Annotated in this window: 10 protein-coding genes and 1 pseudogene; 6 read left to right on the top strand and 5 right to left on the bottom strand. The window is 63.0% G+C overall.

Going from position 1 to position 13,078, the window contains the following annotated elements; all coding sequences use genetic code 11:
• Window positions 1–743 precede the first annotated feature (743 nt).
• On the bottom strand, window positions 744–3,350 hold the full coding sequence (locus QN239_RS32345) for a DUF4132 domain-containing protein (protein WP_499017301.1): 2,607 nt from the start codon (window positions 3,348–3,350) through the stop codon (window positions 744–746).
• A gap of 39 nt (window positions 3,351–3,389) precedes the next feature.
• Entirely contained in the window at window positions 3,390–3,656 is a 267-nt protein-coding gene (locus QN239_RS32340) for a hypothetical protein (RefSeq protein WP_499017300.1), read from the bottom strand.
• Between the two features lie 649 nt (window positions 3,657–4,305).
• Between QN239_RS32340 and QN239_RS32335 the strand changes: the two genes are divergently transcribed.
• The 4 genes and pseudogenes from QN239_RS32335 (at window position 4,306) to QN239_RS32320 (ending at window position 8,853) form a co-directional block, all read left to right on the top strand.
• Window positions 4,306–4,560, top strand: a complete 255-nt coding sequence (locus QN239_RS32335; protein WP_499017299.1) for an IS110 family transposase — start codon at window positions 4,306–4,308, stop codon at window positions 4,558–4,560.
• 10 nt (window positions 4,561–4,570) lie between these two features.
• Complete coding sequence (locus QN239_RS32330) at window positions 4,571–5,584, top strand: transposase (protein WP_499017298.1); 1,014 nt, start codon at window positions 4,571–4,573, stop codon at window positions 5,582–5,584.
• Between the two features lie 1,003 nt (window positions 5,585–6,587).
• Window positions 6,588–7,455 (top strand): annotated as a pseudogene (locus QN239_RS32325) (IS5 family transposase).
• Between the two features lie 241 nt (window positions 7,456–7,696).
• Window positions 7,697–8,853, top strand: a protein-coding gene (locus QN239_RS32320; RefSeq protein ID WP_499017297.1) for an IS3 family transposase whose coding sequence is annotated in 2 segments (ribosomal slippage) — window positions 7,697–7,988 and window positions 7,988–8,853 — 1,158 coding nt in all. Because the reading frame shifts where the segments join, the coding sequence is not laid out codon by codon here.
• A 63-nt stretch (window positions 8,854–8,916) separates the two neighbouring features.
• Here the strand turns inward: QN239_RS32320 and QN239_RS32315 are convergent.
• Window positions 8,917–10,169, bottom strand: a protein-coding gene (locus tag QN239_RS32315; protein ID WP_499017287.1) for an IS3 family transposase whose coding sequence is annotated in 2 segments (ribosomal slippage) — window positions 8,917–9,896 and window positions 9,896–10,169 — 1,254 coding nt in all. Because the reading frame shifts where the segments join, the coding sequence is not laid out codon by codon here.
• Between the two features lie 218 nt (window positions 10,170–10,387).
• Between QN239_RS32315 and QN239_RS32310 the strand changes: the two genes are divergently transcribed.
• Entirely contained in the window at window positions 10,388–10,612 is a 225-nt protein-coding gene (locus QN239_RS32310; protein ID WP_499008066.1) for a hypothetical protein, read from the top strand.
• 147 nt (window positions 10,613–10,759) lie between these two features.
• Here QN239_RS32310 and mspA read toward each other — a convergent pair whose 3' ends face one another.
• Together mspA and QN239_RS32300 are read right to left on the bottom strand one after the other, a co-directional pair.
• Complete coding sequence (mspA, locus tag QN239_RS32305; protein ID WP_499017296.1) at window positions 10,760–11,422, bottom strand: porin MspA; 663 nt, start codon at window positions 11,420–11,422, stop codon at window positions 10,760–10,762.
• 241 nt (window positions 11,423–11,663) lie between these two features.
• Window positions 11,664–11,831 (bottom strand): hypothetical protein, encoded by a 168-nt coding sequence (locus QN239_RS32300; protein ID WP_499017272.1) that lies wholly within the window; start codon window positions 11,829–11,831, stop codon window positions 11,664–11,666.
• Window positions 11,832–12,064: 233 nt separating this feature from the next.
• On the opposite strand from QN239_RS32300, the gene QN239_RS32295 reads away from it, so the two are divergent.
• Window positions 12,065–12,643: an LppU/SCO3897 family protein gene (locus QN239_RS32295; RefSeq protein WP_499017295.1), complete on the top strand. Its 579-nt coding sequence runs from the start codon at window positions 12,065–12,067 to the stop codon at window positions 12,641–12,643.
• Window positions 12,644–13,078: the final 435 nt, after the last annotated feature.

Below are 13,078 nucleotides of genomic sequence, written 5' to 3'. Positions count from 1 at the left end.
TCCGGCTGCGCCGGCTCCCATGATCGGGCGGGCAAGCCCGCCCGCGAATCACCCTGTACGACAACCGCTTACGCGGTTGTCTCTGATTTTGTTGCTAAGGTTCCGGATTCGCACCGCTGACGCGGTGCCGTGGTGGTGACGTTATACCGACATCCTACGTTCTGCATTGCACTGCAACCACTTTCGCGGTTATCGCTGCCGCTTTCGCGGTAGATGCGAAAGGCCTTGCTGCTCAACGCCATAGCTCTATGGTACATCATTTTATCGAAAGTTGCTGCATTCCAACATCTTTAAAAATTCAACCGTCAGCGCTCGCGCGCCAGGGTTGAAAGGGTTTGGACATGACGGTGCCCGCAGACGGGGGAACCTGCGGGCACCGTCGGGCAGGCACACTCCGCGCGCCGTGTAGGGTCTCTCAGCGGCGGTCGTAGTCGCGGCACTGGCTGGCCACCTCGCGGCGGTCCTTACGGCGTTCCCGCCGGCGGTCTTCGAGCGCCCACTGTAGCCCCGCCTCCGGAGTGCGGTGCCCACAACCAGTCGTCCATCGTCGCCACAACGAGGCGGGCTTGATCCAAGCTACTTCCGCGGGCAGGCGTGATCACCAACGCGCGTAAGGTGTTGGTCTCGTTGTCGGAATCCTGCCAACCGCGGCACTGCCCGCCGACACTGACCTCGGGGCCCACGGAGCGTGGAATCTACCCGAGGTGGCTGGACACCGCCATTCGCCCGATGACGACTCACTCCTAAGAGAGCCGTTGTCGTGACAGCTGTTCGAGGTCGTTGAGAATCTCAGTGGCCAGGATGGGGTCGATGTCACCGAACGTGCCTGTCGATATCGACACCCCCTTAATGACCTGTTCGGGGAACTCGGTCACGGCACCGACCGGGATGCCCGGTTCGAGGTCGAGGGTGACGATCTCACCCGTCGAAGTCCGCAACTCCATCCAGTTCTGCACCCCGGCGTCTTGAGGGACACCTCGTGCCCACCCCCACTTGGTCATGCCGAGCACCGCACCGGTGGGCAATCTCCACCCCGTGGCGCGTTCGATGCGGGATCCGTTGCGTTCGGCGTCCGTGAGGGTGTTCGTGCAGCAACTCAACTGCGCGAACCACGGATTCCACTCGGCAGCCTGGGACTGCCATGCCCTCAGCGTGTAGTCGTCAAGTTGGACGGGATGGACCAGGCCGATGACCTCGCCACCAGACAGCGTTACAGGCTGCTGCAGGTGATCGGTGAAGGTGTGGTCCGGACCCACGGTGAAGCTGGTGCGCAGGTGGCCGATGTCGTCGAACGCGCCCCAGACGAGTTGGCGGCTGACGATGTTCATCAGTGGGTGTGCGACGTAGTAGGCGTGGAAGTCGTCGGCTGGTAGTCGGCGTTGGTGGCGCATGGCGCGGCGCAGTCGGTTGGCCTGATCGGTGGTGAAGCCGCGCAGTTGCTTCTTGACTGCAGACAGTTGCTTGCTGGCGGCGGCCGCTAGCTCGGCGTCGTCGGCGGCGCTCGGTTTGGGCAGCGTCTTGAGTACCTTGCCGTCGGCGCCGGTCAAGATCGGCCGCAGCCCGTCGTCCAGGCTGATCGTGAAGCTCCGCTGGCCGTAGTCGAGGATCAGCGTCGCGGTGCCGTCGAACCCGTAGTCAGGGACGAGCCGGTCCGCAAGTTGTTCTGGCGTCAAGTTCAGTTGGGTTGCGATGAAGGCAATCTTTTCCTCGGCGCGGGTGCGCAGCGCTTTGAAGGGGACCTTCTGGGAGATCTGGTAGAGCTCACGCAGCGCCAACTCGGTGCCGATGTCACCGAGTGCATCCAAGCCGACCAGTGCGCGGGCGTTTCCGCTCTCACCGGGCCAGGCGCGGATCTTCGGGACGAGATGGTCCACCGTGTCGTCATCGCCGACCCAGCCCTGCAAGGTCAGTGCCCAGCGGTCTTTCGCCGGATAGTCGGCGTGCTCGTATTGCACGAAGAGTGAGCGGGCCCAGGCTGCCAGTGAGGCCGGCTCGCAGTGCACGTACAGGACGTTGGCGAGTTCGCGGGCGGGCCCGTCGCCTGCGGCCAGTACGCGCAGGACATCGTCAACGCGATCACGTCTGAGGCGGTGTTGTCCGTCGCGTAGAAGCAGCGGCGGCAGCATCTGCGCGACCAGCCACGGGCCGGGCTTGCCGGCGCCGGTGGGGATCGTCGGCAGTGGGTCGGCTTCGGGCAGGGCCTCGTCGTCTACGGTGAGTTCGCGCAACCGATCTGCGAGCTGGCGGTCGAGCGTCGGAAGCAGCGCCTCCACCGTGTCGGGCTGGCTGCGGGCGAACGCTTCGGCCTCGTAGAGAGCCAACTCGCCTCCGATGGTGAGCAGTGCGGTGAGGGCGGGGGCCGGGAAGCGGGCGATGGAGCTGCGCAGGGCGGCGTGGGCGCCGCGCATCTCCTGGTGGGCGATCAGGGTGCGGAACGCATCGGGCGACGGGCTCATCGAGAGCAAGTCGAGCAGTTCGGCGCGCTCGGGAGTGCCGCGGTGCTGCTCCAGTGCAGCGACGACAAGCTGCACGGCCGGACCGCCGAGCCGGGCCATTGCTGTGGCGTACATATTGGGGTAGAACAGGTAACCGGCGAGGTGGCTGCCGATATCGGAAGCCAGGACCGCAGACAGTTGCGTCGAGTTGGCGGCAGCCGAAATCAGCAGTTCGCTGTTTCGGGCCAGCAGCGATGTCTCGGCGAAGGCCCGCTCGACCAGGTCGTCCTCGGTGGGGGCAAGGAACGCCGCCAGTGCCGTCGCATTGGCCGACGAATCGACAGTCCGTAGCAAATCGGTGACCGTCGTGTAGTCGTCGTCTGTCGCGCCGGCAATCCGGATCCGCAGGTCCACGACCTCGGGTTGAGATCCAGGTGTCGACCACCAGAAGGTGCCGTACCGCAACGGGTAATGGCTTCCCCAGCTGCCGTTACTCCACTGAATCAATTTGGACTGCAATAGAGTTGCGACCGCCACCGGGAGGCCGTGCGTTTCAGCGACCCAGGCGATGAGGCGATCGGCGCCGGGACGGCGATACTGCACGCTGGTGCAGGCTAGCGCGCCGAGCGCGACCGGGTCGGGCGCGTCCCAGCTGGCTGAGGTCACTATGTCGACGAGGGCCGGGTCGCTGTCGGGGTCCAACAGGCGTTGGTTCATTCTCGAAGCCACTACCGCGGCGTACTCCGCCGCCGGCATCGCATCGACCTTCAGCCGCATGAATGAACCGCGGTACCCGCGCCAGGGATACACCCGGCGCTGCCACTTGCTGGTCAGCTCAAACGACTGCCCGTCCACCTGGCCCGACCCCCGTCCCTGCTCATCGCCTCGGGCACCCGCCCAGCACTCAACTATCATCGACTTCCACCCGGTATACGCCATCTGCGACAGACCGCATCACACCCCACGCGACGCCCGCGGCGCCCACACCCGGCTCCACACCTCACGGAAACCGACCCCGAACAGCACCAGGGCGAACACGGTCGGCGGCGGAAGCTCCAAGCTGCCGCCGCCGAAAAGATTGCCGTCGCGCTCATACAGCGCGGTCAGGATGATCGCAACGCCCGCGAAGGGAGCCAGGACCGTGGCTACCCAGGTGCCCCATCTGCGGTGGGCGACCGCTTCGACCACGGCGGCGATCACCGTGATCGCGAGCGTGACCACCGTGACGATAGCGACGATGTTGGCGTTCAGGTAACTGTCGGTCAGGCCGGACGATGGCTAGTCGGTCAGCGGTTCGTAAGCCGTCCAGCCAGCGCCGCTCAGTAACGGGGACTCGCCGCGACGATGCCAACACAACCTCCAGAATCTACTCGGTTCCGAACGATCGGCCGCCTTCAGTGTGAATGCCTCTGTGATGTCTGACCTTGGAGGTCTTTCCTGAGACTGGCGTTGCTCGGGGAGGGTATTCCGTTCACCCCTGCGGCCTGGCCGCGGCAAACGCCTTTCTCGAACCCGGACTCCGAGTCCTTTCTCTAGACCGAGCGTGTCGCGGCCGGGTTGCAGGGCCGGGAGGCGCTGGGATTGACCTCGTGGTGCAAGCCGTCTGTACGGATGAACGTCTCGGTATTCGCGAACCACCGAGTTCTTCCAAAAGGCTGACGCCGTGCAGATCGCTGGGATTGCGAACAGCTCCATCGGAGGGAAAGCCACCGAGCTTCATAAGTAGAGCGCTGCGCACCCAGCACGGGTTGTGAATCCACCCCAACCCCTGACCTGACGGGAGACATGAGCACGGTGAAACTATTCTGCTGGATCGACTGGGCCGAAGCCCCATCACGACATCCCCATCGTCGATGCCGACGGCACCCTGATGGCCAAGAAGCGCATCACCGACGATCCGGGCGGCTTCGCTCGACACATCGAACTGCTCGCCGAAGCTGGCGACTGCGCTGACGATCAAATCCCCGTCGCCATCGAAACACCAAGGGGCCTGCTGGTGGCCGCATTGCGGGCCACTGGACGACCCGTTTACGCGATCAACCCATTGGCCGTGGCGCGCTACCGGGAGCTCCACTCGGTAGCCCACACGAAATCCGATCACGCCGACGCCATGACCCCTGGCTAGTCACTTGCGCGTGGACCCCCACCTGCACCGCAGGACGCCCGCCGATACTGAGCTCTGCCAGGCCATCGCGGTGCTGGCCCGAGGACAGCAAGACGCGATCTGGCGACGAACGAAGGCCGGCAACGAGTTACGGTCATTCCTGCGCGAGTACTCCTCAACATTCCTGGCTGCCTTCCGCGGCCGGTTCCAGATCGGGATCGCCAGCCCTGAGGCCCGCGCAGTCCTTGCTATCGCCCCCACGCCGGCGGCTGCCGTCAAGCTCTCCGTCAGTCGGACCGCGGCGGCGCTGCGCCGGGCCGGCCGCCAACGCGGCGTCGACCAAGTCGCGGCTGAAATCAAGGCCGCGCTTCGTGCACCCCAACTGCGTCAACTACCCCTGGTCGAAACGGCGATGGGCCGCCAAACGCTGGCAATCTTGGCCGCCCTTGACGCTGCCTGCCACAGCGTCGTGGAATTCGGCCAGGCCGCCGGCGAGCTATTCCAGACCCATCCCGACTACCAGATCATCACCAGCTTTCCCGGCCTCGCCGATTCCGCCGGCGCCCGTGTTCTGGCAGAAATCGGCGATAAAATGCGGTTCGCCGATGCGAGAGCGCTAAAGGCCTACGCGGGTAACACGCCGATCACTCGGGCCTCAGGACGGTCGATCTCGATCACCCGTCGGCGGATCAAGAACGACCGACCCTTTTCCCGGCAGATTTGCCTGCGACAAATACGCGGTGGCCCGGCGCAGGACCTCGTTTTCCTGCTCCAACAACTTGATCCGCCGCCGCGCATCCCGCAGCTCAGCAGACTCACCGGTGCTCTTGCCGGGCTTGGTGCCCTCATCGATATCAGCTTGGCGCATCCACTTGTGCAAGGTCATCGGGTGCACACCGAAATCCGTGGCGATCTACTCGATCGTCACGCCATCATCGCGGTTGCGGGCGACCCGCACGACGTCGTCGCGGAACTCACGGGGGTAAGGCCTAGGCACACTGACATCCTTCCAGCCCACCCGTCCCGGGCAAGCCAACTCAGATGACCTGCCCTACCTGCTGGGTTCCAGTCGCGGTGACTAACGGACGGCCTGTACGAAAGGCTGACAGCCATGCCCCGCCCCTTGAGTTCTGGGGCGATTTGTCTCACGCTGGCTGTATCGGGCTCTGTTCCACGAACGCTGCATTTCCCACAACCACACGGTTGTCTGAATGTTGAGGTGTCCCGTGTGGCGGCTGATCAGACCGCAGCGTGCACTGCCTAGGTCCCGAAAGCCCCCTCGATCGCTTTATTCTCAGCAGAACGCCAGCGTTCGCCCAGCGGTCCGCGCACCTCCAGTTAACCGGCGACGAACCTGAGCCCGATTGTCACAGTGGTCGGACGCCAAGCGTGAGTACGAGTGGATCGCGCCGACTTGTCAATCGGCTTACCATGAGTCGGGATTCCTCACTATAAGTCCGAAACATGAAGTGACCTAAGTAGTTTGAATTGAGAGGATGCCTGATTTGCGAGGGACTGGGGCGCGGCCGACCCAGCCGGAGGGCCGGCCACGATCCGGCGGGCGCCACGTCAGAAGGGCACAGTCGGCAGGTATTTGCCCTCCATCTGATCTTGCAGCAGACCCTGATGGCGTCGAACCTTGGACGGCTTCCCAGAGTACTCTACGAATCCTCTTGGCACTGAGGGCATTCAATGACGAAGGCCCACCGCGAGTTAATGACCAGTGGTGTCCACAACTGCTCAGCAGGATCGCCCACCGGCGGGGCTGTCTGCAGACAGCGCGCACAATGGGTGTCGATCGATGTATGCGGCACACATTGAGCCTAGAGTCTGCGCGACGCAGAGCGGTTCGCTGTAGGGGTAACGGCTGACACACTTCGCCTCCGCAGTTAACTAGTACACAGTCTGGATGTGCAGACAGGGCTGCCGCGGCCAGCCGGCACCGCCGAATCTGCAGCCGGGTGAAGCACGCCGGTATCAGCGGACCGATTTGGGGGTCTAGGGCGTGTCTGCTTAATGTGAATGGTGTTGTGCCTGATGCTGTTCAGGTGCTTCGGACTGGTGTGGTTTCTGATGAACTGTGGTCGGTGATTGAACCGTTGATGCCTTCTGGGCGACGTCGCGGTCGTCCGTGGAACGATCATCGCCGTACGCTGGAGGGCATTATCTGGCGGTACCGCACCGGATCTCCGTGGCGTAATCTCCCCGTGGAGTTTGGTGCGTGGCAGTCCGTAGCTGAACGGCACCTGCGGTGGTCCACCGACGGCACCTACGCGCGGATCTTCGCTGAGGTCACTGCCTGTTTCGCGGACGAGGACACCGAGCTCACTGAGATGCTGTTGTCGGTGGATTCCACCAGCGCGCGAGTGCATCAGCACGGCGCCGGGGCACGCCCGGGCCGTCACACAGGGGGATCTATCGAATTACAACAAATACCCCGATGAGCCCGACGACCACGCCATTGGCCGCTCCCGTGGCGGCCTGACCACCAAGATCCACGCATTGGCCGACCAGCGCTGCAGCCCGGTCACCATGGCACTCTCGGCGGGCCAGGCCGGCGACAACCCGATGCTGTGGCCGCTACTGGCTGCCCATGACGGCCCGAGATTCCGGCTGCTCGCCGACAAGGCGTACTCGCATGACTCGACCCGGGCCCGATTACGTCAGCTCAAGATCGCCCACACCATTCCCGAACGCAGCGACCAAATCGCGCGCCGCAAGAGCAAGGGAAGCAAAGGCGGAAGAGCACCGGCGTTCGCTGGCCGAATCTACAAGCACCGCAACACCGTCGAGCGATCCTTCAACCGCTTCAAACACTGGAGAGGCATCGCCACCCGATACGACAAATACGCCCTGAGCTACCTCGGCGGAGTCACCCTAGCCGCAGCCATCATCTACCACCGCGTCCGCGTTTAACAGACAGGACCTAGGGGCCATCTGGCTGGGGTTGGGGGTCGCGGTCCACTATAGGCGAGCTCTGTTGTTCGCTAGAGCAGACCGAGGGTTGCCGCGCTCTCACCCTGTATGCGTTTTGAGTGATCAGGCCCGACTGACTTTGGGCCAGATCACCCAGCGGTGCCGTTCGGTTTGGGGACTGCCCCCGGTTTGGTTGACTCCTGACCTGTGAGGATTCGTCCTTGCTGGAAGGATCAACCTCGTGCCAACACCGTTTCCTGCCGAGTTCCGCGCCGACGTCATCGCCGTGGCCCGCAAGGGCGAGGCGCCCCTGCGTCAGATCGCGAAGGATTTCGGAATCTCGGAGGCCTGCCTGCACCGCTGGCTCAAGATCGCCGACCGCGAGGACGGCCGCAGCCAGCCCACGTCACCGACCAATGCTGACGATATGGCTGCGCAGCTGCGCGAAGCACATAAGCGGATCAAACTCCTCGAGCAGGAAGCGGAGGTGATGCGCCGCGCGGTCGGATACTTGTCGCGGGACGCCAACCCAAAATGATGTACCCGCTGGTCCTCGACCTTGCCGATGACGGCGTGCCCGTCACGGTGACCTGCCGGGTCCTGGGATTCTCCACCCAGGCGTTCTACAAGTGGCGTAAAGCACCGCTTTCTCAGCGTGATTGGGACGATGCGCACCTGATCAACGCCGCCCGCGACATCCACGCCGATGACCCCGCCTTCGGGTACCGGTTCATCGCTGATGAGTTGCCCGGGCGTGGGATCACCGCCGGCGAGAACCGCGTCGGACGGCTGTGCTCGCAGGAACGAATCTGGTCGATCTTCGCCAAGAAGCGTGGACTGAACCGCCGATCCGGACCACCAGTACACGACGACCTCGTGCAACGTCAGTTCAGCGCCCAGGCCGCCAACCAGGTCTGGCTGGCCGACATCACCGAACACCGCACCGACGAAGGCAAGCTCTACCTCTGCGCCATCAAAGACGTCTACTCCAACCGAATCGTCGGCTACTCGATCGACTCCCGCATGAAGTCCTCACTGGCGGTGGCCGCCTTGACCAACGCCGTGGCCTTGCGTTCGCCCGTTTCGACGATTGTCCACTCCGACAGAGGCAGCCAATTTCGATCTCGCAAGTTCGTCCACGCTTTGTCACACAACGGATTACACGGATCGATGGGACGAGTCGGAGCGTGCGGTGACAATGCCGCAATGGAGTCGTTCTTCGCCCTGCTGCAACGTAACGTGCTCGACCGACGACGATGGTCCCCCCGCGCCGAACTACGCCTGGCGATCGTGTCCTGGATCGAGCGGACCTACCACCGCCGCCGGCAACGCGCACTCGGCAAGCTCACCCCGATAGAGTTCGAACTGCTCCACACACCAGTTGCAACCGCGGCCTGAAATTCACACCCCGCGAGTCAACTGAACTCGGGGCAGTGAACCGTCCCGAGTTTGATGCCGGCTTCATGTTTGAGACATCGCCGGCTCGGACGCTCGGAGTTGAGCGTAGTAGGTGCTCTCGTATTCCTCGGGTGGGATGTAGTCCAAGATGCTGTGCAGACGGCGGTTGTTGTACCAGTCGACCCATTCCATCGTCGCGTACTCGACGTCGTCGAGGGTCCGCAACGGCCCAGGCCGAAACGGGCTCCCGGTGCTGATGGCCTCGGTCTTGAACAACCCGATGGTGGTCTCCGCCAACGCGTTGTCGTAGGCATCCCCAACGCTGCCGATCGATGCCGCAATACCCTCTAGCACAAGGGTTTCCGCGAAAGAGATCGACGTATACTGCGATCCGGCATCGCTATGGTGGATCAACCCTTCAGACACCTGCCGGCCGTGATGATCACGGCGCCACAACGCCATCTTCAGCGCAGTGGTGACCATGGCGGTGTCCTTGACCTTGGACACTTGCCAGCCCACGATCGCCCGGGAGAAGCAGTCGATCACCAACGCCACATACACAAACCCCGCCCAGGTCGGTACGTAGGTGAAGTCGGTGACCCACTTGCGGTTGGGTGCGGCGGCGCTGAAGTCGCGGTCCAGCAGATCGACTGGCCGATCGGCACCCTTGTCGGCAATGGTGGTGCGGTGCCTTCGGCCGCGAGTGATGCCCGACAGGCCCTCGTCGCGCATCAGCCGGTCCACCGTGCATCGGGCGACGCGGTGGCCCTGCCGGCGCAGGTAGGCGGTCATCTTGCGCCGCCCGTACATGCCCTCGGGAGTGCCGACGGTGGCCAGCAGCGCGTCTGTGAGCTGCGCATCCGAGCGCTTCCGCGCTGAGGGGCCGGCGGTCTTCCAGTTGCGATACGTCCGTGGGGCAACCTGCACACCCTGCTCACGCAGGACTGCGCAGGTCGACTCGACCCGGTATCCGGCCGCGCGCATCTGGTCGATGAAACCGCAGATCAGCGGTGGCGCGGGTCGAGCTCCCGCGCGAAGAAAATCGAGGCCGCCTTCAGAATCTCGTTTGCCTCCTTGAGATCCCGAACTTCACGCTCGAGTTCGCGGATGCGCTGCGCCTCAGCAGTCGTGACACCCGGACGCTCGGTGGCATCGACCTGGGCCTGCAACACCCACCGACGCAGCGACTCCACACCAACCCCGACCTTCGGACCGATCGCCTGGCAGGCGGAATACACCGACCGATACTCACCGAGATGATCGAGCACCATCTTCACCGCACGCTCGCGCTGCCCGACCGGGTAATGCTTGGCCATACTCGCCATCCTTCTCACAGAAGGAAGCGGCATCAAACCCGGGACGGTTCACAGTCCCTTGCCTGTCTAACCCCGACTAACCTTGTCGAGCCTATCTGCCATTGCCGATAGGTCCTAGAACTCTCGCAGTTTAGGTAGGCCATTCTCCTCGGGTGTCGTTTGGACGTGTGACCGGCCGTGGTTCTTGCATCTGCCGCTGGCTACAGTGAAACTTCGCCTTGATCGTTAAGGTGGCAGTCATTTCCGGCGAGATTCACTGGCTTGCTGACCGTGATCGGTTCTGCGTCAATATTTTCCATGTCATCGTGTCAGTGAGTCAAAGCTTGGCCGATGCAATGGTGATCGCACTCCGCCGCTACACCGGCGATCGACTCCATAAAGCGAGAACCGGTTGCCACCGTTACCAAACGCTCCTTGACGAAAGCACCGCCGAGGCCGGCTGATCCGCCCTCAAGCAGATAAGTTGTCTCCACAGCGAACGCTGGCGTGCTCAACGGTCTGCGCGCCCATGTCGATCTGGTGATCGCATATCTCTAGGGGGATCGAGGAGGTTTGATCTGTCAGTAGTGGAGGTGTCGGATCATTGTGCCTCAGTTCATATTCCAGGGCTCGCCGTAGGTGGTGACCGAGTCACCCTCCTTGGCGATCAGCCGAGCGAACGGACGCAGCAGCACACCACCGGCAGCACCGGTCACCGTGCCATGCGCATTCGACACCGCCACCGCACCATTGGCACCCGAAACATCAGTGGAGAAGGTCGCCACTTCCTGGATACCCGGGCCGTTACCCAGATCCGCGCTGATCGACGCACCCGGGAACAGGTTCGGCGTGACCACCTGTACCGGGTTGAAGGCCGGATTGGCTGCCACGCTTATTCCGTTGGCGCCCAGAGATACGTTGACGGGGTTAAGATTTGCGTCGTCGAGCAGGATGTTCGGCGTGGTGTAGCTGAAGTTGATACCCACACCGAGCGACCACGGGAAGCCGATCTGGTAACCCAGCTCCAACGTGCCGGCGAAGTCATCCGCGCCCGGGCCCGAGACGATGTACTTGGCCTTACCCGAGTGGAACCACTCACGGGTCAGCCGGTTGCGGTCCAACGGGAACACACCATTGAGGAACGTGTCCCACTGCTGGATGGTGAGGGTCCGGTCCTTGCCGTCAACGAGACTCAACTCGTTGTCCAGACCTGCGTGAGAAGTGCCCGTACCCACGAACAGAACAGCGATGGTGACGGCTACCACGGCAATCATGGACAACCGAGCACGTCCGAAATGAAGGCACCTCATAGACTCCCCCTGCAGTATCCCGAGGATCACGCCACCGGGTGACTGTGATCGAGCGCTGACTCGGAGTCGGACCTTGCAGCAAACGCGTAGTTGCCTCAGATCCGACCGCCGGCATAAGTACACCAGGGCAGACCCACTCGTGAGGCTCTGAGCGATCTATCGTGTTGACAATCACCAGAATTCTTCATCGTGTCCAGAATCACTTCTACTTGTGTTCGATCACGTCAACGGCCTTCCGCCGATGCGGAGCTGTGACGGCGTGGCTGGCACCCGCGGCGAGCGGCACCATGACGATCAACGCGAAGCCCACCTGCCACCACCGATGCGCACTCCACCCCGACTGGTCACCCGGCAGAAGATCCCCCACGATCATCACTGTTACCTTCTTCGTGGCCCATGCCAACAGGTTGTGAGGGTCGCTGACCAAATTTCGACAGCGATGGTCGAGGGGCTCCGGGTCAGGGGGAAGTCGGTGAGTTGGCCCCCGTGCCCCGATGGAAACATGCCGATGAAACCGACCGTCGTCGACGACCAGGCCATGTGGGTATCCCCATACCAACGGCCGACAATTCCACCAACACCAATTGGCGACTGAGGCCGCTGACCATGACCTTTCACAAACGTGCCCGTCTGGCACTCGTTATCTGCCTGGCGCTTTCCGTCGCCGCGTGCACCAATACCCCCGCTGCGCAGCCCAATCAGCTCAGTTCGGCAACCACTGCACCACCGGCGCCCGACTACGCACATATCCCCGGCCAATTCCCAGTTCCCGCCGCCACCACCGACCAAGGTGAGACCCAAGCGCCGGTGGGCGGCTGCGGCAACGTCGAAGGCATCGCTGAACAATCACAACTCAACATCGTTGACTGTTCAAAACCCCACGCCTACATCGTGATTCAGCGAGTCACCGTTCCCCAAGAATGTGTCGAAGATGCCGACCGATATCTGCACTTTCGGGATACCGGACAGGAATGGACGGCATGCCTCGATCTCGCGTGGGACGCCACCGGCTGCATCAGCCTTGGCATGCAAATCACCAAAGTAGCGTGTGACGACGCAGCGGCAATCAACCGATTCAAAGCCGCCAACCAGCTCCTGAACACCACCACCGTGCAAGGCTGCCCAGACGGCGGCTACACCCACCCCATACGCCGATTCGCCATCTGCACCAAACCGGTGAGCTAACGAACAACGACCGTGCCCGGAGCGCGAATTAGTAAGTGGGCATGCGCTATTCGGTGACGGGGGTCTGGGATGGATGGTGGTGGCCTCGGTATCGGCGAATCGCGCGCATCGGGGAAGCTGTGATGCGAATCGCTCGAGCGGGGCGGGATTTATGGGTGCCGGGTGTGAGCTAATGGGGCGACTCGGCGGCCGGTTTTGTCCCCCTGTCCCTTTGTCTACCCACCCCCCGGGTAGACATCTAAACGATCTCCCCCGATCGGGGACGGCGCGGCGGCCGCCGAGTCCTCCCCCTTCGCATGACGTGGCGGTCAGTGCGCGCCGATGACGGCTTCGGCGGTGATGATGGCATCGATTGTTGCTCGTTGTTGTGACGTTGTTGGTGATTGATATTTCAGTCCGGTATATGTGACTGCGCGTGCTTTTGGCCTGGTCCAG

The sequence above is a fragment of the Mycolicibacterium sp. Y3 genome (genome assembly GCF_051188035.1).
GTDB classification, from domain to species: Bacteria; Actinomycetota; Actinomycetes; order Mycobacteriales; family Mycobacteriaceae; genus Mycobacterium; species Mycobacterium fluoranthenivorans.
Note: the sequence above shows the minus strand (reverse complement) of the source record. Positions and strands in the feature narration are given on the sequence as shown.

Bases quoted from the DNA above. Each gene is read 5' to 3' on its own strand.
- QN239_RS32300 (WP_499017272.1), bottom strand. From the start codon at position 11,831: ATGATCGTGGGGGATCTTCTGCCGGGTGACCAGTCGGGGTGGAGTGCG.
- QN239_RS32345 (WP_499017301.1), bottom strand. From the start codon at position 3,350: ATGATAGTTGAGTGCTGGGCGGGTGCCCGAGGCGATGAGCAGGGACGG.
- mspA (WP_499017296.1), bottom strand. From the start codon at position 11,422: ATGATTGCCGTGGTAGCCGTCACCATCGCTGTTCTGTTCGTGGGTACG.
- QN239_RS32335 (WP_499017299.1), top strand. From the start codon at position 4,306: ATGGCCAAGAAGCGCATCACCGACGATCCGGGCGGCTTCGCTCGACAC.
- QN239_RS32295 (WP_499017295.1), top strand. From the start codon at position 12,065: ATGACCTTTCACAAACGTGCCCGTCTGGCACTCGTTATCTGCCTGGCG.